22 protein-coding genes are annotated in these 26,408 nt (G+C 60.8%); 17 read left to right on the forward strand and 5 right to left on the reverse strand.

Going from position 1 to position 26,408, the window contains the following annotated elements; all coding sequences use genetic code 11:
• Window positions 1-378: 378 nt before the first annotated feature.
• From F8A88_RS14810 to F8A88_RS14860, 11 genes are all read left to right on the forward strand, one after another.
• Window positions 379-1,971 carry a DEAD/DEAH box helicase gene (locus F8A88_RS14810; protein ID WP_151151958.1) on the forward strand — a complete coding sequence of 531 codons (1,593 nt, stop codon included), beginning with the start codon at window positions 379-381 and terminating at the stop codon, window positions 1,969-1,971.
• Between the two features lie 375 nt (window positions 1,972-2,346).
• Complete coding sequence (locus F8A88_RS14815; protein WP_151151959.1) at window positions 2,347-3,048, forward strand: YggS family pyridoxal phosphate-dependent enzyme; 702 nt, start codon at window positions 2,347-2,349, stop codon at window positions 3,046-3,048.
• A gap of 21 nt (window positions 3,049-3,069) precedes the next feature.
• A complete protein-coding gene (locus F8A88_RS14820) occupies window positions 3,070-3,834 on the forward strand; it encodes a motility protein A (RefSeq protein WP_151151960.1) in 765 nt (254 codons plus the stop codon).
• A 24-nt stretch (window positions 3,835-3,858) separates the two neighbouring features.
• The gene (locus F8A88_RS14825; protein WP_151151961.1) at window positions 3,859-4,680 is read left to right on the forward strand and encodes an OmpA/MotB family protein; all 822 of its coding nucleotides are present in this window, start codon (window positions 3,859-3,861) and stop codon (window positions 4,678-4,680) included.
• 2 nt (window positions 4,681-4,682) lie between these two features.
• Window positions 4,683-5,408, forward strand: coding sequence for an OmpA/MotB family protein (locus F8A88_RS14830; protein ID WP_151151962.1), 726 nt, complete (start codon window positions 4,683-4,685; stop codon window positions 5,406-5,408).
• Between the two features lie 64 nt (window positions 5,409-5,472).
• Window positions 5,473-5,964 (forward strand): flagellar basal body-associated FliL family protein, encoded by a 492-nt coding sequence (locus F8A88_RS14835; RefSeq protein WP_151151963.1) that lies wholly within the window; start codon window positions 5,473-5,475, stop codon window positions 5,962-5,964.
• An 84-nt stretch (window positions 5,965-6,048) separates the two neighbouring features.
• Window positions 6,049-6,594, forward strand: a complete 546-nt coding sequence (fliN, locus tag F8A88_RS14840) for a flagellar motor switch protein FliN (RefSeq protein ID WP_151151964.1) — start codon at window positions 6,049-6,051, stop codon at window positions 6,592-6,594.
• Window positions 6,587-6,991 (forward strand): flagellar biosynthetic protein FliO, encoded by a 405-nt coding sequence (gene fliO / locus F8A88_RS14845; RefSeq protein WP_241667481.1) that lies wholly within the window; start codon window positions 6,587-6,589, stop codon window positions 6,989-6,991. The genes fliN and fliO overlap by 8 nt, the downstream gene beginning before the upstream one ends.
• Before the next feature lie 49 nt (window positions 6,992-7,040).
• Window positions 7,041-7,766, forward strand: a complete 726-nt coding sequence (gene fliP / locus F8A88_RS14850) for a flagellar type III secretion system pore protein FliP (protein ID WP_421958127.1) — start codon at window positions 7,041-7,043, stop codon at window positions 7,764-7,766.
• A 23-nt stretch (window positions 7,767-7,789) separates the two neighbouring features.
• Window positions 7,790-8,059 carry a flagellar biosynthesis protein FliQ gene (gene fliQ, locus F8A88_RS14855; protein WP_151151966.1) on the forward strand — a complete coding sequence of 90 codons (270 nt, stop codon included), beginning with the start codon at window positions 7,790-7,792 and terminating at the stop codon, window positions 8,057-8,059.
• Window positions 8,060-8,569: 510 nt separating this feature from the next.
• Complete coding sequence (locus tag F8A88_RS14860) at window positions 8,570-8,851, forward strand: hypothetical protein (RefSeq protein ID WP_151151967.1); 282 nt, start codon at window positions 8,570-8,572, stop codon at window positions 8,849-8,851.
• Window positions 8,852-8,927: 76 nt separating this feature from the next.
• Here F8A88_RS14860 and rlmB read toward each other — a convergent pair whose 3' ends face one another.
• Complete coding sequence (rlmB, locus tag F8A88_RS14865) at window positions 8,928-9,692, reverse strand: 23S rRNA (guanosine(2251)-2'-O)-methyltransferase RlmB (protein WP_151151968.1); 765 nt, start codon at window positions 9,690-9,692, stop codon at window positions 8,928-8,930.
• Between the two features lie 192 nt (window positions 9,693-9,884).
• Here rlmB and F8A88_RS14870 point away from each other — a divergent pair, with 192 nt between their 5' ends.
• Entirely contained in the window at window positions 9,885-11,696 is a 1,812-nt protein-coding gene (locus F8A88_RS14870; protein ID WP_151151969.1) for a LysM peptidoglycan-binding domain-containing protein, read from the forward strand.
• Window positions 11,697-11,788: 92 nt separating this feature from the next.
• Here F8A88_RS14870 and F8A88_RS14875 read toward each other — a convergent pair whose 3' ends face one another.
• The 4 genes from F8A88_RS14875 to F8A88_RS14890 all read right to left on the reverse strand — a co-directional run bounded on the left by F8A88_RS14875 (window position 11,789) and on the right by F8A88_RS14890 (window position 16,863).
• Entirely contained in the window at window positions 11,789-13,204 is a 1,416-nt protein-coding gene (locus tag F8A88_RS14875; protein WP_241667482.1) for a glycosyltransferase family 9 protein, read from the reverse strand.
• A gap of 12 nt (window positions 13,205-13,216) precedes the next feature.
• Window positions 13,217-14,431 carry a CgeB family protein gene (locus F8A88_RS14880; protein WP_151151970.1) on the reverse strand — a complete coding sequence of 405 codons (1,215 nt, stop codon included), beginning with the start codon at window positions 14,429-14,431 and terminating at the stop codon, window positions 13,217-13,219.
• 360 nt (window positions 14,432-14,791) lie between these two features.
• Complete coding sequence (locus F8A88_RS14885; protein WP_161598440.1) at window positions 14,792-16,066, reverse strand: HD-GYP domain-containing protein; 1,275 nt, start codon at window positions 16,064-16,066, stop codon at window positions 14,792-14,794.
• 125 nt (window positions 16,067-16,191) lie between these two features.
• On the reverse strand, window positions 16,192-16,863 hold the full coding sequence (locus F8A88_RS14890) for an HAD family hydrolase (RefSeq protein ID WP_151151972.1): 672 nt from the start codon (window positions 16,861-16,863) through the stop codon (window positions 16,192-16,194).
• A gap of 60 nt (window positions 16,864-16,923) precedes the next feature.
• On the opposite strand from F8A88_RS14890, the gene F8A88_RS14895 reads away from it, so the two are divergent.
• From F8A88_RS14895 to F8A88_RS14915, 5 genes are all read left to right on the forward strand, one after another.
• Window positions 16,924-17,736 (forward strand): polysaccharide deacetylase family protein, encoded by an 813-nt coding sequence (locus F8A88_RS14895; RefSeq protein ID WP_241667485.1) that lies wholly within the window; start codon window positions 16,924-16,926, stop codon window positions 17,734-17,736.
• A gap of 94 nt (window positions 17,737-17,830) precedes the next feature.
• Complete coding sequence (locus F8A88_RS14900) at window positions 17,831-18,529, forward strand: ABC transporter permease (protein ID WP_151151973.1); 699 nt, start codon at window positions 17,831-17,833, stop codon at window positions 18,527-18,529.
• A 9-nt stretch (window positions 18,530-18,538) separates the two neighbouring features.
• Entirely contained in the window at window positions 18,539-19,339 is an 801-nt protein-coding gene (locus tag F8A88_RS14905; RefSeq protein WP_151151974.1) for an ABC transporter ATP-binding protein, read from the forward strand.
• The gene (locus F8A88_RS14910) at window positions 19,339-24,231 is read left to right on the forward strand and encodes an FtsX-like permease family protein (protein ID WP_151151975.1); all 4,893 of its coding nucleotides are present in this window, start codon (window positions 19,339-19,341) and stop codon (window positions 24,229-24,231) included. The genes F8A88_RS14905 and F8A88_RS14910 overlap by 1 nt, the downstream gene beginning before the upstream one ends.
• 1 nt (window position 24,232) lies before the next feature.
• Window positions 24,233-26,236 carry a DUF6785 family protein gene (locus tag F8A88_RS14915; protein WP_151151976.1) on the forward strand — a complete coding sequence of 668 codons (2,004 nt, stop codon included), beginning with the start codon at window positions 24,233-24,235 and terminating at the stop codon, window positions 26,234-26,236.
• The last annotated feature ends 172 nt before the right edge of the window (window positions 26,237-26,408 follow it).

The following is a 26,408-nucleotide window of genomic DNA, read 5'->3' on the forward strand; positions in this document are numbered from 1 at the left end:
GTGTGATAATAATGGATTGTCATGTTGGGGGAGCGCTAGATTGCTTGCAGACAGTTATCGGCACCCGGTATTGGGAATGCCCTCCATTCCCCCCAGATGATTCAGGCGGCTGACGTATCCTCCAAGGCCGCCTGAATCCTGTTTGTACGCCGGGCGTATTTGCTGTTCACTTGACCTTCCGCCCGGGTTGGCATACCTCGTACCACGCGGATAGCGCTTCAGGACGCGCCGCACCTCTTTTTCGTTCCCGTCCTCCTATCGCATGAATCTTCGGCCCGATATCGCTTGGTCGTAATGCATACGGCACTGGCGGCACCATTTTCCGGTAAGGATTCCGGGCCCTTCGGGAACGAGCAAAACTTTCAACCACAGGAAAATATGAATCCTTTCAAGAAACTCGGATTGTCGGACAATATTGTCGCGGCTTTGGAAAAAAAGGGCTTTGAACAGCCCACTCCCATTCAGGAACGCACCATCCCCATGCTGTTGTCGGAAACCACGGATATCGTGGCGCAGGCCTCCACGGGTACGGGCAAGACCGCGGCCTTTGGCCTGCCCATTCTCGAACGGGCCGACGAATCCGTGCGTGCGGTGCAGTCGCTGGTGTTGGCTCCAACGCGTGAGCTGGCCATTCAGGTGGCCGATGAAATCAACTCCCTCAAGGGCGACAGAAAGCTGCGCGTGGTGCCCGTATACGGTGGCCAGTACATCGGCATGCAGCTCAAGAGCCTGCGCCGGGGCGTGGATGTGGTAGTGGGCACCCCGGGCCGCATTCTCGACCATCTCAACCGTGGCTCGCTGGATCTTTCCCATATTGACATGGCCGTGCTCGATGAGGCGGACGAAATGTGCGACATGGGCTTCATTGACGACATTCGCGACATTCTTTCCCAGAGCAACCCGGACCGGCAAACCCTGCTGTTTTCCGCCACCATGCCGCCGCAGGTCATGCGCATCGCTTCGGAATTCATGGGCGACTACCAGACCGTAAGCGTCAAGCCCAAGAAGAGCGAAACCCCGCTGACCACGCAGGTTTTTCATGAGATAGCCGAATCCGACCGTTTCGAGGCCCTGTGCCGGGTCATCGACGCGGAGCCGGACTTTCGCGGCCTGATTTTCTGCCGTACCCGCGCGGACGCGGACGAGGTGGCCTCGCGCCTGGCCGAGCGCGGCTATCCGGCCGAGCCAATCCATGGCGACCTGAATCAGGCCCGGCGCGAGCACATACTGGGCAAGTTCCGCAGTGCTTCCATAGACATCCTCGCGGCCACGGACGTTGCCGCGCGCGGCATCGACGTGCCCGACCTCAGTCACGTGGTCAACTTTGCCCTGCCGCAGGACCACAAGACCTTCGTGCACCGGGTGGGTCGCACGGGCCGTGCCGGAAAGGAAGGCAAGGCTGTCACGCTCATCGCCCCGCGCGAATTCCGCAGGCTCATGTTCATCTGCCGCGCCACGGGCATGGAGATAACCAAGGAACAGCTGCCCCGGGTCGAGGACGTCATCTACAACAAGAAGACCCGCATCGTGGCCCAGCTGGATGAAATTTTCACCACCGAGGATTTCGAGACCTACATGCCGCTTGCCCGCGAACTGTTGCAGGAACGCGACGCGGATCAGGCCATGGCCGCGCTGTTGCGCTATGCCTTCGGCGAAGAACTGGAACAGGACGCCTATCGCGAAATCCGCGACGTGCGCCATGACCAGCGCGACCGTCAGGGGCGTGGCGGTGGTGGCGGTGGTGGAGGTCGGGTGCGCATGGTTGCGTCCGTGGGCCGGAAGCAGGGCATGAACCCGCGCAAGTTCGTGGATTTTCTGGTCAGCAAGACCAAGACCCGCCCCTTCAAGATCCAGAACGTCAAGGTGCAGAATCTCCAGACCGAGTTTTCCGTGCCCGAGCAGGAAGTGAAATTCATTCTGCGCGGCATGAGCCGCGGCGGCGGTCCCAAGGTGCAGGTCAAGAATCGCTAGGATGATTGGCACACAAGATGAACAATGCCGGGGCGCGTTCACCGCACCCCGGCTTTTTTTTTTGCCTTGTTGCAAAATCTCGTTGCAGAGAGCTTTTTCAACGCGTCGACCGTGGCCTGTGCGTTGAAAAAATAAGCGTGTCCGGCATGTTCCGTACCGTTCACCCGGTAAATTTCAAAAAAAATATCGCAACGCTTGAAAATCTCTAGAGAAAATCTATCTCCATTCATTTCGGGTGAATGCAATTTGGGACGGGCAGCGCTTTTTGCGGCCCGTGTTGTTCTTTGCCCGGGAATCCGGTACTGATCACTTAACTAAACGAATAAACCGCCGATAAGGGTCTTGTTGACCCTAAGGCATGGATATGACGAGATTATGAGTGAACAGGAATTGGCCGGACGCATGATCCGGGTGCGGGACGAGGTGGCCGAGGCGGCCGAAAAATGCGGACGGTCCGCATCGGACGTTCAGGTTGTGGCGGTTTCCAAGCTGCATCCCGCGGCGGACATACGGACCGTGCACGAGCAGGCCGGACAGCTGGATTTCGGCGAGAATTACGTGCAGGAAGCCACGGCCAAGCAGGATGAGCTTTCCGGACTCGACCTGCGCTGGCATTTCATCGGCGGACTGCAGAGCAACAAGGCCAAATATGTGGCCGGGCGCTTTGCGCTTGTGCACAGCGTGGATTCGGCCAAGCTGGCCGCCATGCTGGACAAGAAGGCCCGCTCGCTGGGCGTGGTGCAGGATATCCTGCTGCAGGTCAACATTGCCGGGGAAGAACAGAAGTCCGGCGTGGCCGAAGACGGCCTGAACCGGCTGGCCGACGAAGTGGCGGCCATGGACGGATTGCGCATGCAGGGACTCATGACCATGCCTCCGTTTTTCAACGACCCGGAGCGCGCGCGGCCTGTTTTTGCGGAGCTGCGCAGGCTGCGCGAACGGCTTTCGGCCCGCATGGGGCTGGGGCTGCCGCATCTGTCCATGGGCATGACCGGCGATTTCGTGCCCGCTGTCGAGGAAGGAGCAACCCTGGTCCGCATCGGAACCAGGATATTCGGGGCACGGCCCCAGAAATAGCAACCCCGCCAAGAGGGTAGTATGGATCTCGCAACCGTAATCGGCATAGTGTTGTCCTTCGGACTGGTGGTCGCGGCCATCCTGACCGGCAGCAGCCTGATGGTTTTCATCTCGGTGCCTTCGGCGCTCATCGTGCTTGGCGGCACCATCGGCGCGGCTCTGGTCAACTACCCCCTGAGCTATGTCATCGGGGTCATCGGCGTCATCAAGAATACGTTTTTTTCCAATCTGGATACCCCGGCCTCGGTCATCGACAAATTCAAAGACTACGCCAACCGCGCCCGCCGCGAGGGCATCCTTTCCCTGGAGCCGCTGCTCAAGGAGATTGACGACGACTACATGCGCAAGGGCTTGCAGCTCACCGTGGACGGACTCGAGCCCCAGACCATTCAGGAGATCATGGAAACCGAGATTTCCTATCTGCAGGAGCGGCACGAAACCGGCGCGGACGTGGTGGCCGTGCTGGGCACCCTGGCCCCGGCCATGGGCATGATCGGCACGGTTATCGGGCTGGTGCAGATGCTCCAGACCATGAGCGACCCCAGCACCATCGGCCCGGCCATGGCCGTGGCCCTGCTGACCACCCTGTACGGCGCGATTCTGGCCAACCTCGTCTTCAACCCCATGTCCGGCAAGCTCAAGACCCGCAGCAAGGAAGAAGTGCTGATCCGCGAAATGATCCTCGAAGGCATTCTGGCCATTTCAAAGGGCGAGAACCCGCGCATCATCGAGGAAAAACTCAACAGCTTCCTGCCGCCCAAGGATAGGGTCACGGACCAGCCTTAGTCGCGGCACGTTTCGGAGCACGTCATGGCCAGAAAAAAGAAAAAGGCGCAATGCGAGGAGATGGCCCCGTGGCTCATCACCTTCACCGACGTCATGACGTTGATGCTGACCTTTTTCGTGCTGCTGGTATCCATGGCCAAGGTAGACGAACGGCGCAAGCTGGTGGTGCTCGGTTCCATCATCGGCACCTTCGGCTTTCACGACCAGTCCTACCGCGTCTATACGCGCACGGACACCCGCCGCACCGTTGAGCCCGGTCCCATCGACCAGGGCGACCTCATGCCCCTCAAGCCCCTCATGTGGGATTACGCCGAGCAGGATCTCGATTTCCGTTCCAGCCGTTTCGTGCAGGTGCTTTCCGTGAACGCGGACGTGCTTTTCGGGCCGGGCGGGGCCGTGATCACGCCCGAAGGCGAACGCTTCCTGCAGACCGTGCTGCCCACCCTGAGCGGCGTGGAGTACCCCCTGCTGCTGGCCGGGCATACCTCGGAACTGCGCGATGAACTGGGCAGGAATTACAACCCGGGCGACGCGGACATGGTCCCGGACCTTTCGTGGAAGATTTCACTGAATCGTGCGCTGGCGGTTTACCGCTGGCTTATCGACAATGGCATGGATCCCAATCTGCTCAAGGTGGAGGGGTTCGGCAAGTTCAAGCCGCACTGGTCCCAGAACACAGCGGCCACACGGGCCAAGAACCGGCGTGTGGATTTCGTGCTGGACAAGCGCTCAAGCATTGAGCGCGACCGCATCGAGGATACCCGCGAAACAGCGCCGCAAAAGCCGGGGACCGTGGATGTGGACGGCTTCATTTTTGACGTGCGCGACGACACGCCGGAGCAATAGCCATGGCCAGAAAGGAGAAAAAAGAGAAATGTCCGCCGCTGGCGCTGTGGCTGGTCACGTTCTCCGACCTGACCACGCTGCTGCTGACATTTTTCGTGCTGCTTCTGACCATGTCGTCCATGGACAGCAGCCTTTTGACCACGGTCACCCTGACCACCGCGGACCTTGGCCTGCTAGACATTCGCGGTTCGGGCAAGGTCACGGCCACCGAGCGTCTTGTGGCCGAGATGATGGAAAAACCGTGGGAAGTCATGGACAAGCAGAACCGCATCAAGGACCTGCTCTATCCGGAGGACACCATGCCGCTGGAACTGAACAAGCGGGAATTGAGCGAGAATCTGGACATACTGGCCCGCAATGACGGCGTGGCGCTGGTGATCACGGACAAGCTGCTGTTTCGCGAAGGCTCCACTGAGCTGAGCGATGCCGGCAAATACGTGGTGGGCAGGCTGGCCCCGGTCATCAATTACATGACCGCGCCCGTGAACGTGGTGGGCTATGCCGATACTTTGGCCGAGGGCGTGGACCCCTATGCCGTGTCCGAGGACCGCGCCCTGTCCGTGCTGACCTGCCTGCAGGACAACAAGGTGCCGCAGAAACGGTTTTCCCTATCGGCCTACGGCAACGACAGGCCCCGCTATACGGGCGAGAATCCCGAGTTGCGCGCCAAGAACCGGCGCGTGGAGATACTGCTCAAGACCCGGGTGGCGGTGGGCTCGTACCTGTAGTGGAAAAACAAGCCGATTCAGGGTAGTACTCTGAAGGAATCAACGAACAACAAAGGTGGTATTCGTGGCTGACGAAGCGCTTCCCCAGGAAGAAAAGAAAAAGGGCGGCAAGATCAAGTGGATTATTCTGGCCGTGCTGATCATCGCGCTGGCCGGAGGCGGCTACTTTGCCTACACCAAGTTCTTTGCCGCGCCCGCCGAGGAAACGCAGGCTGAAGAGGCCGGTGACCAGCAACAGGCGCAGCAGCCTGCCGAAGGGCAGCTGGTGCCGCTGCCGCAATTTCTGGTCAATTTGGCCGACCCGTTGGGCAGGCGCTATCTCAAGCTCGGGCTTGAGGTGGAGGTGCGCGACGAGAAGGTTACGGAGAACCTGACCAAGAACGAGGCCAAGATAAAGGATACCATGCTGTTGCTGCTTTCCAGCAAGACCTTCGACCAGCTTTCCACGCTCAAGGCCAAGGTGGAGCTCAAGCAGGAGATCGTGCGCAGGCTCAACCAGATTCTGGGCAACGGCAGCATTCTGCGGGTGTACATAACGGAAATGGTTATTCAGTAGCACGGTTATTGCAAAACCATTCCCGGACCGACGGCATTTTGACCGTGTCCCCGATGTTGAACACTTTTTTGCAGAGGTATGAACATGTCTGACGATCAGGACAAATTGGCTGAAGAATGGGCCGCAGCACTGGGCGGAGACGAGGACGAAGGCTCGGATCCGGTCGAGGATACCATGGCCGACATGGCCGCGGACGCCGGAGGCGGGTCCGATGAGGCCCTTGCCGACGAATGGGCCGCGGCTCTGGCCGATACCGAGCAGGAAGAGGTCCGGGACGAAAAGGAACAGCAGTTCCTGGCCACGCAGGCGCACACTGCGGAGTTTGAGGACATGACCGCAGAAGCCAAGTCCGGCTCCAACGAAGGCGGCAAGCGGGACCTTGATTTCATTCTGGATATCCCTCTGGACGTCTCCGCGGAACTGGGGCGCACCAAGCTGCTCATCAACGAGCTTTTGCAGCTCGGTCAGGGTTCCGTTGTGGAGCTGAACAAGCTCGCGGGCGAACCGCTGGAAATCTACGTGAACGGAAAGCTGGTGGCGCGCGGCGAAGCTGTGGTCATCAACGAAAAGTTCGGTATCCGGCTGACGGACATCATCAGCCCCATCGAACGGGTGAAACAGCTTGGATAACGCCACCATTGCCGACGGAGCGCACAGGGCGGTCCAGTCGTCCGGCGCGGTTCTCGACACGGGGTCGAGCATTTTTGCCACATTGGGCTATCTGTGCCTGATTCTTGGCGGGCTGTTTTTAGTGTATTGGCTTTTGCGCCGGTTCGGGCCGTTCGGCATGGGCACGCCGGGTTCGAATGCGCACAGCCCGCGCCTGTTGGGGCGGCTGTATCTGGGCAATCGCCAAAGCGTGGCCGTGGTGCGCTACAAGACGAAAACAATGGTGCTGGGTGTGACCGAGCACCAGATCAACCTGCTCGGGCAGGAAGAGGGCGACGAGCCGGAAGACAATGAACCGTCGTCCTCCGCGTTTGCCGGGCTGCTCAAGGGAAAGGTCGAGGATGCATCGGAATCCTGATTCCGGCCGGGCTGTCCGGCCTCTGGCAATATTGATTGCCGCCGTTGCAATGGTGCTCGTCTCCTTTGTTGCCGCCTGGGCGCAGGACCCGGTCATCCCCAAGCTGAGCATGAGCCTTGCCGCCGGTCAGGCCGAGCCCGAAGAGATTTCCGTGCTGCTGGAAATCCTGTTCATGTTCACGGTGCTGTCCATGGCGCCGGCCATCATCCTGACCATGACTTCCTTCACCCGCATCATCGTGGTCTTTCATTTTTTGCGGCAGGCCATGGGCACGCAGCAGATGCCGCCCAACCAGATCATGGCAGCGCTGGCCATGTTCATGACCTTCGTGATCATGTGGCCCGTGGCCACCACGGTCAACAACGAGGCCCTGCAGCCCTATCTGGAAGAAGAGATTCCCTTTTCCGAAGCCTTGGATCGTGCCCAGCAACCCGTCCGGGCCTTCATGTTCAAGCATACCCGGGAAAAGGACCTTTCCATTTTCTATTCCATCACCGGGGAGCCCCGGCCCACCACCAAGCAGGATGTGCCCACCATCATGCTGGTGGCCGCCTATACCATCAGTGAGCTCAAGACCGGGTTCACCATCGGGTTTCTCATTTACATTCCGTTCCTCATTCTGGATATGGTCGTGGCCAGCATCCTGCTCTCCATGGGCATGATGATGCTGCCGCCGGTCATGGTTTCGCTGCCGTTCAAAATTCTTTTGTTCATTCTGGTGGATGGCTGGAGCCTGTTGGTGGGCTCATTGGTCAACACGTTCATGATCAAATGACCGATCCAGGGGAGTAGTGCGCCATGACACCGGAATTCGTCATAGGATTTGCCCGCGAGGCCATTGAAATGACCCTGACCATCGCCCTGCCCATGCTTGCCATCGGCATGGTGGTTGGCCTGACGGTTTCCATCATCCAGACCGCTACCCAGCTGCAGGAAATGACCCTGACCATCGTGCCCAAGATCATTGCCATCTTCATTGCCCTGCTGGTGGCGTTTCCATGGATAATGGACAAGATGGTCACCTACACCCGCACGCTGTTCATCAATCTTCCGAAATATATCCAATAGCTTACGCAATACGAAGGCGGCCCCTTTCCCAGGGAAGAGACCGCCCTGCCAGGAGGCACAAGGAGGGGAGGAACTTCCGGCACACGGGCCGGGGGTTGTTCGGCTGCGGCGGCTTTCTTTCGCCGCGGCCTGCCGGGACGGTGCGGGCAGACGCCCTTGCCGTCCCAAAAAGCGTTTGTTTCGGGGCGGCCCCTTCGGGAGGAGAGGAAGAGGCTCGCCCCAAGCGTGTGACGTTGCAATGCTAATGATAATTATTCCTATAAAGATATATTCTGTCAACCATGAAATGCAGAAAAATGGATTTTCCCGGTGGGGAGCCCTGTTTCTTGCCAGTCGGCAACGGCGGCCCGGCGCACGTTTTCCGTGTTTTTGACGGTCTAAATGCCGGGAATGCTTTTTGATTGGCCACGGTGATGCCATTTGTCCGTGTGGGTTGCCCTTTTGCTTTCATCCATGTAAGCAACCTTCTGGCCGCATGAGCGGCTCATTTCATTCAGGGAGGAACATACAGTGGCTGCCACGGTAGACGAAATCACCATCAATTATTCCGAGGACGACCAGCTTATCGTTCAGGAGCTGGACAAGGTCATCCTGTCCAAGGGCGCATGGACCACCATCCTGTTTCGGTATCAGGAATGGAACCGTGCCAAGGGCGAATACGGACCGGAGAAATATTCCATCCGGCGCTACCAGAAGGTCAGCGGAACCTATCGTCCCAAATCCAAGTTCAATATTTCCAGCAAGGCGCAGGCCGAGAAGATCGTGGACGCGCTCAACGGCTGGATCAAGTAGGCCGGAATTGTTTCCGGACGAAAAAGGCCCGGCTCCCCAATGGGAGCCGGGCCTTTTTGGCGTGCGTACGAATCCGTCACATGCATTGCGCGGAAAAGCGGCTGACCAGAATGGCCCCGGCCTGGGCAACGTTCAGCGAATCGAACGGCCGGGCAAAGGGGATGGCCAGCATGGTGTCGCAATGCTTGGCAACGCCCGGGCGGATGCCCTTTTCCTCGTTGCCCAGCACCAGTACCGCAGGCGTGCGCAACTCGGTCTCATAGGCGTGCTGCGCGTCGTCTCCGGTTCCCGCTCCGTAGATGAGGAATCCCTGCTTGGCGCATTGCTCCAGCGCGCGGCTCACGTTTCCGGCCTTGGCCACGGGCAGGTGGTTCAGGGTTCCTGCGCTGGCCTTGACCGCTCCGGTTCCGAGATAGGCGCTGTGGTGGCGGCCCACCACCAGCCCGGCCCCGCCCAGCGCATAGAGCGTGCGGGCCAGAACGCCCACGTTGCCCGGGTCCTGCACCTGGTCCAGCACCACCACCAGCGGCAAGGGCGCGCTGTGGGCTGCTTCGAGCACATGGTCGAGGTCAACGTATTCCAGTGCCGCGGCCTGGGCGATGACACCCTGGTGGTTGCCGCGATACATGCGGTCAAGGCTTTGGCCCGGCAGGGCCTTGAACGGAATCTTGACCTTTTTACATAATGAAATGATCTGCTCCAGCCCCTTGTCGTGGCGACCTTTGCGAAAATAGACGAAGTCCACGCGGGCCGGGGAATTCTGCAATAATTCCAGCACCGGCTTGTTGCCGATGACAAAGGACTTGCCGCCCGCCTGTGGTCTCTCTGCGTTTTTTTGCATTTTTGCTCCAAATTCCGAGTGTAGTCGGCGCTCACGCGCCACAGGCACTGAGTAGCGGTTTCGGTCCACTATTGCAATTGGATCGCAGGTAGGATAGCAGGTATCTTCAAGGCGTAACCGATTTTTAAGACATTTTCTAGACTCCCGGAAGCCCCGGACCACCGGCCTCGAGGCAAGTGCTAGGAGGACTTTTTGCATAAATTCAGTAGAGTACGACTTTTATTCCTGTTGGTTGCCGGCGCGGCGCTTTTGGCGGCATGTACGCCCAAATCCGTGTCCACCGACGAACAGGCCGCAACGGACAGGACCGTGTATGCGGAATCCTTCGGGCCGGACAGCCCGGATGAGACCCTCGACCCGGAACTGGCCGCCGACCCGAAATCCGACGATTCCACCCTGACCGAAGCCGAGCAGACAGTGCTCAACTCCCGCTTCGGACTGCTGTTCGACCTTGAACCGCACGAAAGCAAGGAAGTGGAACAATACCTTAAGTACTTCACGCATAAGGCGCGGCGTACGTTCGAGCGTTGGCTCAAACGTTCCGAGCCGTATTTGCCCTATGTGCGCAAGACCCTGACCCGCCACGGCCTGCCCCAGGATCTGGTGCTGCTGCCCTTTACCGAATCCGGGTACAACCCCAAGGCCTATTCGTGGGCCGGAGCGGGCGGCATGTGGCAGTTCATGCCCTATACCGGCCGCAAGTACGGGCTCAAGGTGGACTGGTGGATTGATGAACGCCGTGATCCGTACAAGGCAACCGAAGCCGCCGCCAAATACCTCAAGGAATTGCATGAGCGGTTCGGGGACTGGTATCTGGCCCTGGCCGCATACAACGCGGGCGAAGGCAAAATCTCACGCGCACTGAAAAAGACCAATTCCGACGACTTCTTCGAGCTGTGCAAGAAGAACCGCAGGCTTTCGCGCCGTAGTCGGCTGCGCAAGGAAACACGGCATTACGTTCCCAAATTCATTGCCATTTCCAAGATATTCCAGAACCTCGACATGCTCGGGTTCGAGCCGGTGCGCTGGGATCAGGACAAGGAGACCGTGGCCGTGGCCATCCCCGGCGGCACGGACCTGCTGGCCCTTGCCCGCGCCGGAAAAATGAGCTGGCGCGAGTTCCACGAAATGAACCCGGCCTTCCGCAGGCAGGTCAGCCCGCCCGATTTCAAGGCCACCGCGCATCTGCCCGTGGACAGGGCGGACAAGATGATGGCCTATCTGGCCAACCCGTCTTCGCGTCCCTACGCGGGCTATGTTCGCTACCGCATCCGCAGCGGCGACTCGTGGTGGCGTATTTCCCGCAAGTTCGGAGTGCCCATTTCCGTGCTCAAGAAGGTCAACAATCGGCGCAGCAACACCCTGCGCCCTGGCCGCTATGTCATGGTTCCGGGCCGCGGTTCGGCAAGGGCCATCGCCTCTTCGGGCACGAGCCCCATTCCGACGTCGGGCCGCTACAAGGTGCGCCGCGGCGATTCATGGTGGACCATTTCCCGCAAGTTCGGGGTTTCCATCAATCGTCTCAAGAGTGCCAACAACCGCCGGAGCAATACGCTGCGAATCGGACAGATCGTGCGTATCCCCGGTTCCAAGGCCTCGGCCTCCAAGAAGTACGCCTCCGCATCCACAAAGAAGCGCGCCATTGCTGCCAAGAAGGGCAATTACGTGGTCAAACGGGGCGACTCCCTGTGGTCGATTTCCAAGCGCTACCGCATCAGCGTGAGCACGCTCAAGAGTGCCAACGGGCTTGGCTCCAGCCGCCTCAAACCGGGCATGAAGCTGTTCATTCCCGACCATTCCTCGGCTGCCACGCGTACGGCCGCCAAAAAGGCCGAAAGCGCCAAGGCCGCCCAACTGGTGCGCTACAAGGTGCGCCGGGGCGATACCCTTTCCAAGATTGCCCGCCGTTTTGGCGTGCGCATCAGCGACCTGCGCCGCTGGAACAGCCTGAACAGGAAAGGCACCATCTACGCGGGCCAGCGTCTCAAGGTCTACGTTCAGTAGGCGGCGATACATCAAGGACAAAAATCCCGGCGCCATGCTTTTCATGGTGTCGGGATTTTTTTGCGCGTGTTGGGCCGGGCCGGAGAGTGCGTTCAGGTGCAGATGGCCAGAAACGCCTCCAGCAGTTGCATGCCGTCCTTCCACGCCTGCTGCGAGTAGTCTCTGTTCTGCAGCAGCATGTGGGCGAATCCAGTCAGGGGTTTGATCCGCTGCGGACTGTCCTCCCAGAACTTCTGGTCCAACACCTCGCCGGAAGCCAATCCGTGCCGCAGTTGACGACTCATGGCCGGAACGTGGCCGAGCAGTGCCTCTGCGGCCTCGGGATATTGCTGTTGCAGATCGGTCCAGCATTGCCGGGCGTCCGTTTTGTCCTGTTCCTTGGCACCGCCAAGGCGCCAGCCGAACCATGCGTTCCAGAAACGGCTCAGCATGCGGTGTTCGTCTGGTTGGCTGCCGAGGCAGTGCAGATGGTACATGCCTCTCTTGGATCGGCCCGTGCGGAACAGGTCCAGGCCGGGCAGCCGGAGTCGCGCAAGTTTGTCCGGTCCGTCCCCGGCCGCCAGCCGTGAGGTGAGCATGGCAATGCGTTTCGGCTCGAACGGCGCGTGGCAGGCAAGGGTGTTTTCCGGGCAGGTCCAGCACCCCTTGGCGCAGTCCATGGACGCGCGCAGCACGAAATGACCGGGCTGGTAGGGGCCGGTTTCCCACGGATGCACGTTGCCCATGGACAGGTTCAGACATTTGAGTCCGGTCCACGCGGCCAGGTGCATGGGGCCGGTGTCCGGCGTGATGAACAGGGCCAGGCTTTGGCCTACCTTGGTGAAATCGTTCAATTCGAGTTTGCCGCAATAGTCGAGCACCGGGCCGTTGAACAGCCTGCGCACCTCGTTGCCCAGCTTTACCTCGGCCGGGCCGCCGAACAGCACCGGCCGCAGTCCGCGGCCAAGGAGCTCGCTGATGAGCGCGGCCCAGAATGCAGGCGTGGGATGCTTGGCCGGGTCGCTGGCGCCGAGAAACAGTCCGATGCGGTTTTCCTTGCCCGGCAGGGTGCGCGGTTCCTCGAAAACCGTGCCGCCCACGGTGCTGGCGCTGACGATGTCCAGCGCGTTGAGGTCGGCCCAGTGATAGCGGTTGTAACGGTTGTTGTTCACCAGCGAGGCCCGGTAGAGCTGCCAGTTGCCGTTGATGCGCGCAATGCCGTTCTCCAGCAGTGGCCCGATCTTGCGCTCGGCTGAAACTTCTGCGGCCAGGGTTGCGGCCTGTTCGCGGATGCTCAGGTTGACCACCAGCGTGTAGTCGTGCCGTTTGATGAAGGCCGTGCTGGTCCACGGCATGAATATCACCTGCGGGGCCAGAGCCATGAGCGGGGTGTAAAAGTTCGGTTCCGCCACAACCCAGACCGGATGGCCCGGATAGTGGCGCTGGATCCACAGCAGCATGGGAAAGGACAGGATCAGGTCCCCCATGCGTTGCATCTGGAGTACGAGGATGGGTTTTTTCTCGGGCACGTTCGGTTCCGGCTAGAGGGTCGTGTCGCGCATGGTCGTCAGCAGTGAGACGATGCGGTGATCGTATGTGTGTTCGGCCAGTACCCGCCTGCGTCCTGCTTCGGCAATGCGCTTGCGTTCGTCCGGCTCGGCCATGAACCGTTCCACCATGTCCGGGATTTCGTCCATGGTGTTGTATACGGCCATTTCACGGCCCGGCTCGAACAGGGTTTCGATCTGGTCGCGGTGGTCCGTGAGCAAAAACGCGCCGCAGCAGGGCACATCGAACACGCGCTGGTTGCACGCGCCTTTCATCTGCTTGCTGGTGCAGTTGAAATTGATGTCGCTGGCCAGATAGAAGTCCGGCAGGTCGTCGTAATAGTTCAGCTCGGCGTGGTACCGCCAGCCCTCTATGCGGCCGAGAATGTCGTTCCAGCCGTCGTCGCCCACGATGAGCGGCTCGAAGGGCATGATGCGCAGCAGGCAGTCGCGCCGGTACAGGCAGGTGGCCAGCCATGTGAGGTAGGTCTCGAAGGCCAGTGCCCGTTCGCGCGGCTGGCGGCTCATTTCCGTGACAATGTCCGGCCATTCGCGCTGCAGGTATTCGCGTACCGTGCGTTCCGGCGCTTCCATGAATCCTTCGGCCATTTCAAAGCCGGACTCCATCATGGCAAAGGTGGGCCGGGCCGCGGCAAAGCGCATTTCAGTCTTGGTTTTCATGGAGTTGCCCACGAATGAAATGGCCGCTCGCCATTCTTGCGGCACATCCTTTCCTTCCGGGGTGAAGCGGTGCGGGTCCGCGCCCAGCGGCAGGTGAAAAACCGATTCGTACCCGTCCGCCTTCAGGCTTTCCACGGTGTCCGCGTCCCAGGTGAACAGCACCGAACGTCCGGTGTTCACATTGCTGTACAGGTCGAGGATCAGGTGTGGATTGTCCACGAACCAGCTGGCCAGCGGCACGTTCATCTGGTCGAGGATTGACATGAGCACGCCTTCGCGGTCCACGCCAAGATGGTTCACGGTAAGCACGAAGTCCGGCTTGAAATCGCTCAGGGTTTCGGTCATGAGCCGTACGAATTCGTTCAGGTCCATTTCCCTTGCCGCAAGGTCCAGCAGCCGGTGTTCCACGCCGAGTCGCTTGAGCGCCGCTTCGATTTCACCCATGATGAAATACTGGCTGGTCAGCAGCAACACGCGGGGTTTTGTGCCCGAAAGCTCCGGAATCCGGGGAGAGTCTGTCTGTTTCATGACATCAATATCTACCCTTGGTATGGGCTGATGTCCATACCGGGCGCACACGGGGCGGGGAAGGGCTCAAGCGGAACCCGCCTGCCCTCAAAACCCCACAAAACGAGAAGGCCCCCGAGGGACCGTCCCTGGGAGCCTGTGGATTCTCGCTACAAAAGAAGAAGGATACTTTCCATATAGCATTGACCGTGCCAAAGTTTGGATCACTGTAAAATTAATAAACAAAGATAATAATTACAGGTGATTGCGCTGTCTGAATATTGTTCCCTCTGTTGGCTCAACGCCCGATGCCGGGTATAATTTTTTTAACATCGTGCCGGTGTCGCCGGTGCCGGGCCAAATTTCTGTACCCGTTTCGGGTCAGCACATGAGCTTGGCCACGTCGATGTTGTGGTCGCGGGCGTTGACGATGTCCGAGATGAGCAGGGCCTTGCGGTTGGAGGCCGGGTTGGCCAGGTTCACCAGCCGGAACGGGCGCGGGCGCATGCGGTAGTCATAGACGATCTTGACCGTGGGGCGCAGGGGCGCGTTCGGGTTGTGGTCCATGACGATGGCGAATTCGCCGTCCGAGAGCCGCACAAAGCTGCCCACAGGATAGATGCCGAGGCTCTTGATGAAATGTTCCACGATATTGGGATGAAAGTCCGAAAGCCGCCACTGGTACATCATGCCCAGCACCTTGCCCGGGGGCAGGGGGGCCTTGTAGACCCGTTTGCTGGTCAGGGCGTCGTACACGTCCACCACGCCCACGATGCGCGAGATCAGGCTGATGCCTTCCCCCTTCAGTTTTTGCGGATAGCCGTTGCCGTCGAACCGTTCATGGTGCTCCAGCGCGGCGCGCGCCACCAGTGGCGGCATGTCCGGCTGTTTGCTCAGGATGTCGAAGCCTTCGCGCGGATGCGTGCGCATGACGTCCATTTCCCGGTCCGAAAGCTTGCCCGGCTTGTTCAGGATCGATTCGGGGATGACGGCCTTGCCCACGTCGTGGAACATGCCCGCCATGCCCAGAAGCCTGAGCTTGTCGCGGTCCAGCCCGATGTGCTTGCCCAGAATGATGGACAGCACGGCCACGTTGATGCTGTGGGTGTAGGTGTATTCGTCGTAGTTGCGCAGTTTGCAGAGAGCGGATGCGGCGGATTCGTTGCGGAAAACCGAATCGATGAAGCCGTCCACCACCGGTTCGGAGGCCCTGTGGTCAAAGGCGCGCCCGGACCGGACGTCATCCAGAAAGCCGCGCGCATAGTCCACTGCCTGACCGTAAATCTTGTCTGCGCGGACGATCTCCTCTTCCAGGGGCACCCGTTCCTTGTCGGAAACTGACAGTTTCCGGGTACGGGGTTCGGGCACTCCGGCCTGGAGGTACTCATCCTTTTCCGCGGCACGCTGTTCACGCATCTGGGTGCGGAGTCTCGCCATTTCCTCGGAGCGGTGGCGCGCTTCACGCTCCCGTTCGCGTGCGGCCTCGGCCCGGATATCACGGGAAAGCTGTGCCTCGTCAAGATGTGCCTTGCGGTCGCCTTTTCGGTCATCAAGGGCGTCCACGGCGAGCTTGGCCCGCCGCCTTTGCTCAAAGCGCTCTCGTGCTTCCTGTTCCAGTTGTTGCCGGGACGATGTATCCCGATCCTGATGGCTCATGTCTGTCCCCCACCCTTTGAGTATTCCGCTCCCCTTGCAACGGAAAACCGGCCCGCCCCCCTCAAGCCCGGCCGAAATGGCAGGATACATAATATTTATACCGGAAAGCAATGGTTCTCATGCTGTCAGATATGTTTTTTGTCACAGAGCATGTCCACCAGCGCGCGTACGTCGTCGGCCACGAACAAAGCCCCGGCATCGCGGAATCCGGCTTTGTCCGCATGTCCTGTGGTTACGCCCGCTCCGGCGGCACCTGCGCGGACCCCGGTCTGCACGTCCATGGGGTGGTCGCCCACCATGAGCGTATGTTCCGGAGCTACGCCCACGATCTCCAGAGCCTGATGCAGATGGTCGGGGTGGGGTTTGACCTTGCGGGCCTCGTCGCGGGGAATGAAGACCTGCACATGGTCGAGGATGTCGGGAAAGACCGTTGTCACCGCCGGGGTTATGTTGCGCGAGATCACGCCCACGGCCACGTCTTGGTCCCGCAGCCGTCCCAGAACGGGCCGCGTGTACGCGAACAGTTCGCCCTGTTTGGCGGCGCGGATTTCCATGTCCGTGATGGTCAGGCGCGCCCGGCAGTGAAATTCGAGGGCCTCGTCATGGTCGCGGTATTCCCGAATCTGTTGCGTGAGTTCTTCCACCAGCTCCAGAACGGGCTGGCCGTTCACAACGGGTCGCTCGGGCAGGAATCCCTCGGCTAGGGCCGAGACCTTGCGGCGCATGAGGTCGAAATCCAGCGGCACGCGGGCCAGTGTTCCGTCAAAGTCGAAGATCAGGGCGCGAAATCGTTTCATGGACCAAGCCCTACCCCGCAAACCGGGCGCAGGCAAGCCGCGCACGGACTGCGATGTTGCATGGCGGACCGGGCCCATGTGTGCTACATGCCCGCCATGATCGTCAAAAATCTTGTTTCCTCCCTGTGGCAGGCCGTTCCGGCCGATGTGGAACACCGTCTGGCCGCTGTGCTGGACGCTGCCCCCGGGCAGTGCCGGGTGTTTTTCCGCGCGGATGACGTGGCCGTGCCCGGCAGGGCCATGGCCCGCATGCTTGAGGTGTTCACGGCCAACAGGGTTCCGCTGTGCATGGCCGTTGTTCCGGCATGGCTCAACGCTTCGCGCTGGCACGAGTTGCGCGCCAAGGCCGGGGAGTCCTCGCAATGGTGCTGGCACCAGCACGGCTGGCGGCATCACAACCACCAGACAATGGGCAAAAAGGGCGAATTCGGGAACGAGCGCGACGCACAGGCCAAGCAGGCGGACATCGAGCGCGGCCGCGACAAGCTGGCCGGGCTCATGGGCCGGGATTTCCAGCCGTTCTTTACGCCGCCATGGAACAGGTTCGACAGGGAAACCGGGGAGATACTGGCGCGAACCGGATTTCGTGCCGTGTCCCGTTCCGCGGGCGAGGGCAAAAAGGTGCCGCTGCCGCCCGGCTTGCCGGACCTGTTCATCAATACGGACCTGCACACCAGGAACGAATCGACCCCGGCCGAGGGGTGGGATGCGCTGTTTGCGGAATTCAAGGATGCGTTGGCGACAGGCCATTGCGGGGTCATGCTGCACCACCAGCGCACCAATGGGGCAGCCTTTGACTTTCTGGATCTGCTGTTGCGCGCGGTTCGGAGCCATCCGAACACCGAGGCCGTGACGTTTGACGATTTGCTTTGAGCCTGTTTCGAGCAAGCCCCAATGCGCGGAATCTGTCGAAAAAACAAAATCACCGTCTTGTATTCGCCACGCGGCCTGCGTATAGATTGTGAATATGAGTAAAAAATTGTCAGGACTGCGTTCAGGGCCGTCGAGGGGCGGCATACAGCGCGCCATTTCCCTGCCATGGGCCAAGTCCGTGGAGATCAGCTACAAAAGCCTGCGCGTGCGGCTGTTCCGTTCCATGATCACGGTCAGTTCGCTGGTGCTTGCCGTGTCGTTTCTTGCCTTTGTGCTGATAAATCTGGATGTGGCCTCGGGCATCCTGCGCCACGGAGGCGAAGACGCTGCAGCCATGCTGACCCGTGCGGGGTACGATGTGGACGCGGCCACGCACAGCGTGGCCATGACCGCCAAGGAGCGTTGGATCGTCATCCTTTCCCTGCTGGTGTGCACCGTGGGCATTGTCAATGCTCAGCTCATGTCCGTGACCGAACGTTTTTCCGAGATCGGGGTCATGAAGTGCCTGGGCGCGCTGGATTCCATGATCCTGCGCATCTTCATGCTGGAAGCGGCCATGCAGGGGTTGCTGGGCGCGGGCGCGGGCGCGTTGTTCGGATTCCTTTTTTCCCTGTTGGCCGGATTGGCCCGGTTCGGAACGTTGGCCGTGGCGCATTTGCCGTGGGCTTCGGCTTTGGGCTCCATGGGCATCGCCGTACTGGCGGGCTGCGGCCTGAGCCTGCTGGGGGTTTTGTACCCGGCCCTGCTTGCGGCGCGCATGCGACCCATCAAGGCATTGCGCGCGGAACACTGAGGAGATGCAATGACTGAAGACCGCCATACCATCGTGCGCGTCATCGGCGTGACAAAGGACTTTGCCCTGGGCAAGCAGACCGTGCACGTGCTCAAGGGCGTGGACCTCGAGGTATATGCCGGGGAATACATATCCATAATGGGACCCTCCGGGTCGGGAAAATCCACGCTTTTCAACATGATCGGCGGACTGGACAAGCCCACGGACGGCAAGGTCTTCATCGACGAGGTGGATATATCGCAGCTGGACGCCTATGAGCTGGCGTGGCTGCGCAACCGCAAGATCGGCTACATATTTCAGACCTTCAACCTCATTCCGGTCATGACCGCGCTGGAGAACGTGACCCTGCCCATGACCTTTGCGGGCATGAACGGCGACGACGCCATGGAAAAAGGCATCGAACTGCTCAAGCTCGTGGGGCTGGGCGAACGCTTCCAGCACAAGCCGCTGGAGCTTTCGGGCGGCCAGCAGCAGCGCGTTGCCATTGCACGCTCGCTGGCCAACGACCCGGCCATCATCCTTGCGGACGAACCCACCGGCAACCTCGACCTTTCCACGGGCGAAGAGATCATTGATTTGTGCCGCATGCTTTCCGAGGAACGCGGCGTGACCATCATCTCCGCCACCCACGACTACAAGATGCTCAATGTTTCGGACCGCGTGGTCTGGATACGCGACGGCATGATCGACAAGATACAGCACCGCGAGGATCTGAACATCAGCATCGGCGGCATCGGTGGGCCGGACAATGGCCATGCGCCCGGGCAAGGTGCGACCGAAGAAAAGAAATCCGGAGGAGAAGCCTCCTGATGCGCACTACCGCAAACGCATTCCTCTTTTTGTTGCTGGTTGTCGCGTGCATGCCGCACGCGGCACAGGCCGCATGGCACGGGGAAGCGTTTGTGCGCGCCATGGCCGCGCTGGAGGACCGCAGCCCGGGCATGCCCGGTGCGTCTGCGGCCGCGGACATGGTGGAACGCCAGTGGCGTTTGGATTTCAAGTCCCTGAACCCCACACTGGGCCGCCAGACATTTCGCGTTCCCACCATCCGCCAGCTTGGCGCCACCCTGACCCTGAACAACGGTGCCACCGTGAAGCTCAGGCAGCTGCGCAACAACGTGCTTTCGCCCGGGGCCGTGACCCCGCCGGGCATCAGCGGCAACCTGATCTACGCGGCCAAGGGGCGGCTTGCTGATTTCAACGGCATGGACCCGCAGGGCGCGGTGGTCATGCTGGACATGGATTCTGGCAGGAACTGGGGCAACGCGGCCCTGCTTGGTGCGCGTGCACTGATTTTCATCGGTTCGGGCAACGACCCCACGCCCAAGGCACTGTTCGAGAACAAGGTGGAGCTGACCCCGGTGGACCTGCCCATGTTCTGGATGTCCGAAACCGAGGCCGAGGCGCGGTTCAGAGGGCGTCTCACGCCCGGCGCGCCTTCCTGGCTGGACAGGGTGTTGCTGACATCCAAGGCCCGTTGGGAACAGGCCCGCGTCCAGAACGTGTATTGCATGATTCCCGGCACAGACCCGAAACGCTCCGAACAGGTCCTGATTCTGGAAGCGCCCTATGACTCCACGGCCTATGTGAATGGCCACGCTCCCGGTGCGGACGAAGCATCGTCCATGGCCACGCTCATGGAGATCGCCCGGGACCTGAGGAAGAATCCCCCCGCACGGAGCGTACTGCTGCTGGGCACGGGAGCCCATTCGCAGGCGCAGGCGGGCATGCGGGAATTCACGGCCGCACTGGTGACCGAGAACAGCGAGCTGGCCGAGCAGGTCGCCGGGCTGGAGAAGCGGCTGGAGCGCACCGCACGCGTGCGCCAACTGCTGGATCGCCCTGAACCGCTGGCAATCGAAGGGCTTGCCCCGGACGAGGTGGACATGCTGCGCGAGGCTTTTCGCGTGGCCACCCGCAACGCTCAGGACCTTTTGACCAACGACCTCATGCGCATGCGCATGCTGGCCCGGGGCAAGGGCTTGCAAAAGGACGTGGCACCGCAGGACGGCAAGACGTTCGACATCAAGCGGCGCATCAAGCGGGTGGCGGCCCGCAGGCTCAAGCTCAAGCGGCTGTATTGGGTGCAGTCTTCGCGCACGGACGTGGGGCCGGACCCGGAAGAGGCCGAAATTCTGTTGCGTTATCTGGAACCGGCCCGGCACTGGCAGGGCCGGGTGCACAGGGATCTGGCCGCGCGGCTGGAATCCGCCCAGTCCGCCCTGCGGCTCAAGGAGGTTCTGGGAGAAAGGCGTATTGCCGCGCACATGTCCCTGTATCTTTCCAGTCACGGCAAGGGCGTGGGCGGTTTTGACAAGGGCTGGCTCTACGACCTCAAGCCCGAGGTGAACCGCACCCGTTTTTTCAGCCCGGTTCATGATCTCTTTCAGGATGCGGCAGCCACATTACCGAAAAAGCTCAAACCGCTGTACCACGGCACGCTGCGGCCCAGCCGCTTGCGCACGTGGGAAAGCTATCTGCCGGACACCCCGGAGATGGGCGGCGAGCCCATGGCCCTGGCCGGGTTCCCCGGATTCACGCTGGCCACGGTGCACGACGTGCGCCCCGCATGGAAAACACCCTATGACCAGCCGGACCGCGTGGACTTCGGCTACCTGCGGCAACAGGCGCAGGTGGTGCGCACGCTGGCGCGCGCGCTGGTCGACAAGCCGCTGGCGGACGCGGGCAAACGGGCCAAGGACCGTTTCGTGGTGCTGGGCGGCAGGGCCAACCTGATGCGCAAGGGCGAGATTTTTCCGGACAAGCCCGGAACGGACATGGTGGTGCTCTGCTACCAGTGGGCCACGCGCACCTACGGCATGGTGGATACGGACGGACGTTTTCGCATTCCGGGCCTGGCCAGCAAGAAGGTCAGTTATCACAAGGCTGTGCTCGAAGGGCTGCGGTTTGATCAGGACACCGGACTGGCCCAATGGGCCGTGGACAAGCCCAAGACCGGCAAGGACGCCTATCGCGTCAAGCTCAAGCGCAACCGTATGGAGACCGACCTGACCCTGTTCACCTGCACGCAGACAACGGTCTTCAACATGTTCGATTCGCGCACATTCAAATATCTGTACCGGCCCAAGCTCATCGACGCGCGCACCGAGGCTCCGCCCGTGAGCTATTGGTACAGCCGTCTGGATACGCGTCAGTCCACCATGGGCACCCTGTTTCTTGAACCGGACGTACCCATCAAGCTGACCCTTTCGGACACGGTGCTGGACAAGAAGGAACTGCTGCTGAACGCAGACCCCGAACATCCGCAGGGCGTGGGCTATCTGGCGCGCAGCTGGCCCACCATCCCCATGACCGAATACCGGGCCGCCAACGACATGTGGAATCTTGTCACCCCGAGGGTGCGCAACCTCGAGACAAAGGGCATCGTCAATCAGCGGGTGCGTGACCTGACCCGGAAAGGCCGGGAAGAGCTGGAACAGGCCCGCGAATATCGCGGCGAGCTGCGGTGGGATGCCTTTATGGAAGCCTCGCGTTCGTCGCTGGCCAAGGCCACGCGCGTATACAACGAGGTGGATTCCATCCAGAAGGATGTGCTGGTGGGTGTGCTGTTCTACGTGGCCCTGTTCATGCCCTTTGCCTACTGCATGGAGCGGCTGCTGTTCGGATTCGCGGACATCAAGAAACGCATCGGCGCGTTTCTCGGGTTGCTGACTGCCATCATCGGTGCGGTCTATCTGGTGCATCCGGCGTTCGAGCTTACCTACAGCCCCATGGTGGTCATACTGGCTTTCTTCATTCTCACGCTTTCCCTGCTGGTGAGCATGATCATCTTCTTCCGTTTTGAGCGCGAAATGGTGGAACTGCAACGCCGCTCCAAGCATATGAAGCTTACGGACATCAGCCCGGCCGCCGCGTTTACGGCCGCCTTCGTGCTCGGGGTGGGCAACCTGCGGCGCAGGCCCGTGCGTACTGCGCTCACGCTGGCCACGCTGGTCATCCTGACCTTCACCATCATGAATTTCACCACGGTCAAATCCGTGAACCAGAAGGGCTGGTCCGAATTCAGCGACACGGCCTCCTATCACGGCCTGTTCATGAAGAACTTCAACTGGACAGACCTGCCCACCGAGGCGTTGAACGTGGTTTCCGACGCCTACCGGGGCAAGGGCGTGGTGGCCCCGCGCGTGTGGTACGAAACCGGAATGACCGGCGACAAGAGCCACGCCCCGGTCATTCCGCTGACCATGAAGGATCGAACCGCCAACGCACGCGCCGTGATCGGGCTTTCGTATCTTGAGCCGCAGGTCAGCGGGTTGGACCGCATGCTCGTGGAGGGACGTTGGTTCACTCCGGGCGAACGCCATGTGTGCATGCTGCCCGAGCGCATTGCCCGGCAGCTGGATGTCCGGCCGGGCGGTTCCGTGTCCGTATGGGGCGTATCCTACACCGTGACCGGCATATTCGCGGACACGGGCCTGCGCGACAACCCGGACCTGGACGGCGAGCCCATGACGCCCATCGTCTATCCCAGCCGCGCGGCCGTGCAGATGTCCGAGGTGGAGGCCGAGGCCATGGGCGAGGGCGAGGACGTGGTGGACTACGAAAGCCGGTATCAGCACATTGCCGGGTACGACACCGTGATCATTCCTGCCGAACTGTTGCTTTCGCTGGGCAGGACAGGTCATCTCAAGGGGCTGGCCGTGCGCGAGACCGACCCGGATTCCGAGGCCACGCTGGGCGACCGCTTCGGGTTGATGATCTTCCGGGGCGGACCGGACGGCACGTCCCTGTTCTTCACCTCCAATACGGTGAATTATTCCGGCGTAGCCAACATATTGATTCCCTTATGTATTTCCATACTCATCGTGCTCAACACCATGATCGGTTCGGTGCATGAGCGCCGCCCGGAAATCGCGGTGTACACCTCGGTGGGGCTGGCCCCGCCGCACGTGGCCTTCCTGTTCATTGCCGAGGCTCTGGCCTTTGCGGTCATTTCCGTGGTCATCGGTTACCTGCTGGCACAGGTCTCGGCCGTGGCCCTTTCCGGAACCGCACTATGGGAAGGCATGACCGCCAACTATTCGTCCACGGCAGGCGTGGCCGCCATGGTGCTGGTCATTCTCGTGGTGGTCATCTCCGCCCTGTATCCGGCGCGGGTGGCCGCGCGTATCGCCATACCGGACGTGAACCGCTCGTGGACCATGCCCGAGGCCAAGGGCGACACCCTGACCGTGGTGCTGCCGTTTTTGATCAACCTTAGGGAGCAGGCCAGCGCAGGCGGTTTTTTGCACGAGTATTACCGGACGCATCTCGACGTCTCCCACGGGGCCTTCAGCACTGCGGACATCGGGTGTTCGTTCATTGATGCGGGAGACAGCGCCGCCGTGGACCAGCTGGCGCTCATGGCCCGTGCCGAGGACATGCTCTCCAGTTCGGAGATATGCTTCCGCCTTGAATTCCGTGCCTGGCTCGCGCCCTTTGACTTCGGCGTGCGCCAGAAGGTGGACCTGCATTTCTGCCCCTCGGACATCTACCGGGGCTACCGCCAGATTCAGGTCACGCTCATGCGCGAGGCCGGGGAACACAAGGCATGGGAAAACCTGAACCGCAACTTCCTCAACGACCTGCGCAAGCAGTTGTTGGCATGGCGCGCTTTGGACGACGAATCCGTGCAGGGCTACGCCTCGGACCTTGCCGAACATTTCAGCGAACGCACGCGCCAAACAGGGGAGGTCGGCTGACATGAATGAACGCATCCGGCCGCGCGCCATCGTCACGGGCCTTGTGCTGGGTCTTTTGCTTTGCGTGTTCACGCCCTACAACGACGCGGTGCTGCGCAACGCGCCCATCGGGCAGGGCAACCTGCCGCTGGCCCCGTTCTTCGTGGCCGCGTGGCTGTTCGTGCTCAGCGCGGCATGGTCGCGCATATCGGGCCGCCGTCCGGTGCTCGGGGGCGTGGAAATCCTCACGGCATGGGTGATGATGATCCTGTTCACCTCGGTGGGCTGGAGCGGCATGGCCGAAAGCTTTTTCATCAACATCACGGCCCCGCAGCATTTTGCAAAAGACGCCATGCGCTGGACCGAAGTGCTGACGCCGCTGCTGCCGGACGCATGGTTCCCGGACAGCACCGCCGCAGTGAAGACGCTGTATAACGGCCTGCCCGACGCAAAGGCCATGGGCATGGGCGAGGTGCTCGGCGCCATTCCGTGGGGCGTATGGGTGCCGCCGCTCATTGTCTGGGGCACGTTCATTCTCGGCTCGTTTTTCGTCATGATCTGCCTCATGCGCCTGTTCGGCAAGCAGTGGGTCATGAACGAGCGGGTGCTTTTCCCCCTGTTCCGGGTGCCGCAGATCATGGGCGAGGCCTTGGACAATCGGCAGTTCGGCGCGTTCTGGACAGACCGATTCCTGCTCATCGGGTTGCTCATGACCTGTTTCCTGCACCTGCTCAACGGCATGCACCAGTATGTGCCGTCCGTGCCGGAGCTGCCCACCATTCTGCTGGCGGGCAAGTATTTCCCCAAGTTCGGGCTGTTCTCCGGGTTCTACAAATTGAAACTCTACGTGATCCCGGCCTTCATCGGGTTCGCGTTTCTGACCACGCGCCAGATATCCTTCAGCATGTGGGTTTTTTTCATTCTGGCGGGCCTGTCATACGGGCTGCTTTACGTGCTGGGCCTGCAACTGCCCGAGGCCGCGCTGGGCGTGACCTTCGGCCCGGACCTGTTCCGCGCGGAAGGCGCGCAGACCATCGGGGCCTATGCCGTGTTTTTCGTTTTCCTGCTTTGGCTGGCGAGGCATCATCTGGGTGAAACATTGACCCACGCCATCCGGCGCAAGGGCACGGCTGCGGACAGCGGAGCCATCCGCGCCACCGCGCCGCCGCAGGAATGGATACCCCCGGTATGGCCGCTGTGGGGCCTTGTGGGCGGCATGGCCTTTCTCGTGGGCTGGAGCATGTATTTCGGCCTGCCGCTTCTGGTGGCGCTCATGCTGCCGGTGAGCTTCATCATGGTTTCGCTGGTGTCGGCGCGCGCGGTCTGTCAGGGCGGGTTGCCCTATTTCACGCTCACGGCCGCGCCGCTGGACGGCATGATCGGCATGTTCGGCACCGGGTTCATGGGGCAGGCGGGAATCGCCATGGCCGCGGTCATGCAAAAGGTGCTTTTTCTGGATTTCCGTTCCGCAGTCATGCCCACGCTGTTTCACGGTTCCAAGGTCTGCGAAAAGAATCAGTCGCGCTGTGCCATGGTGGTGGGCATCGGGGCCGGGCTGTTCCTGGCCGTGATCGCGGCTTTCGTGACCATGCTCTACCTCGGCCACAAGTACGGCCTGCGCGACCTGAATCTCGAATGGGCCACCCAGACCGTGCTGGCCAACTTTGAAAACGCGCAGCGGCTCGTGGACGTGCCCGTGGGCCCCAACAAGTGGACCATCATCTATTCGGGCGCGGGCGCGCTGATTATGGGGTTGCTCATTTTCTGCTATTATCGGCTGCCGTGGTGGCCTCTGCATCCGTTGGGCTATCTCGTGGCCTATTCCTCGGGCATGAAGGTGCTCTGGTTCAGCTTTTTCATCGGCTGGCTATGCAATCACCTTTGCCTGCATTACGGCGGGACAGCGCTTTTCAACCGGGTGCGGTTCCTGTTCGTGGGGTTGATACTGGGCGATTTTCTCATGGGCGGGTTGTATGCCCTGCTCGGATTGTGGACGAAGACCGTGTATTCGGTCTTCCCACTGTAGAAGAGCCGGAAAGGGAAGATGCCTCCGGCGGCTCAAGGAACCTTTTGGGAAAAAGGTTCCTTGAGAATCCTCCAAAACTTTTTGTCGACGCCGCGTTGCGGCGTGGGGTTGGGGGGGGCGGAAGGATGAAAAAGAAAAAAAGAATGAAGTGATATAAAATACAGTAAGTAAA

Source organism: Pseudodesulfovibrio senegalensis (assembly GCF_008830225.1).
GTDB classification, from domain to species: domain Bacteria; phylum Desulfobacterota; class Desulfovibrionia; order Desulfovibrionales; family Desulfovibrionaceae; genus Pseudodesulfovibrio; species Pseudodesulfovibrio senegalensis.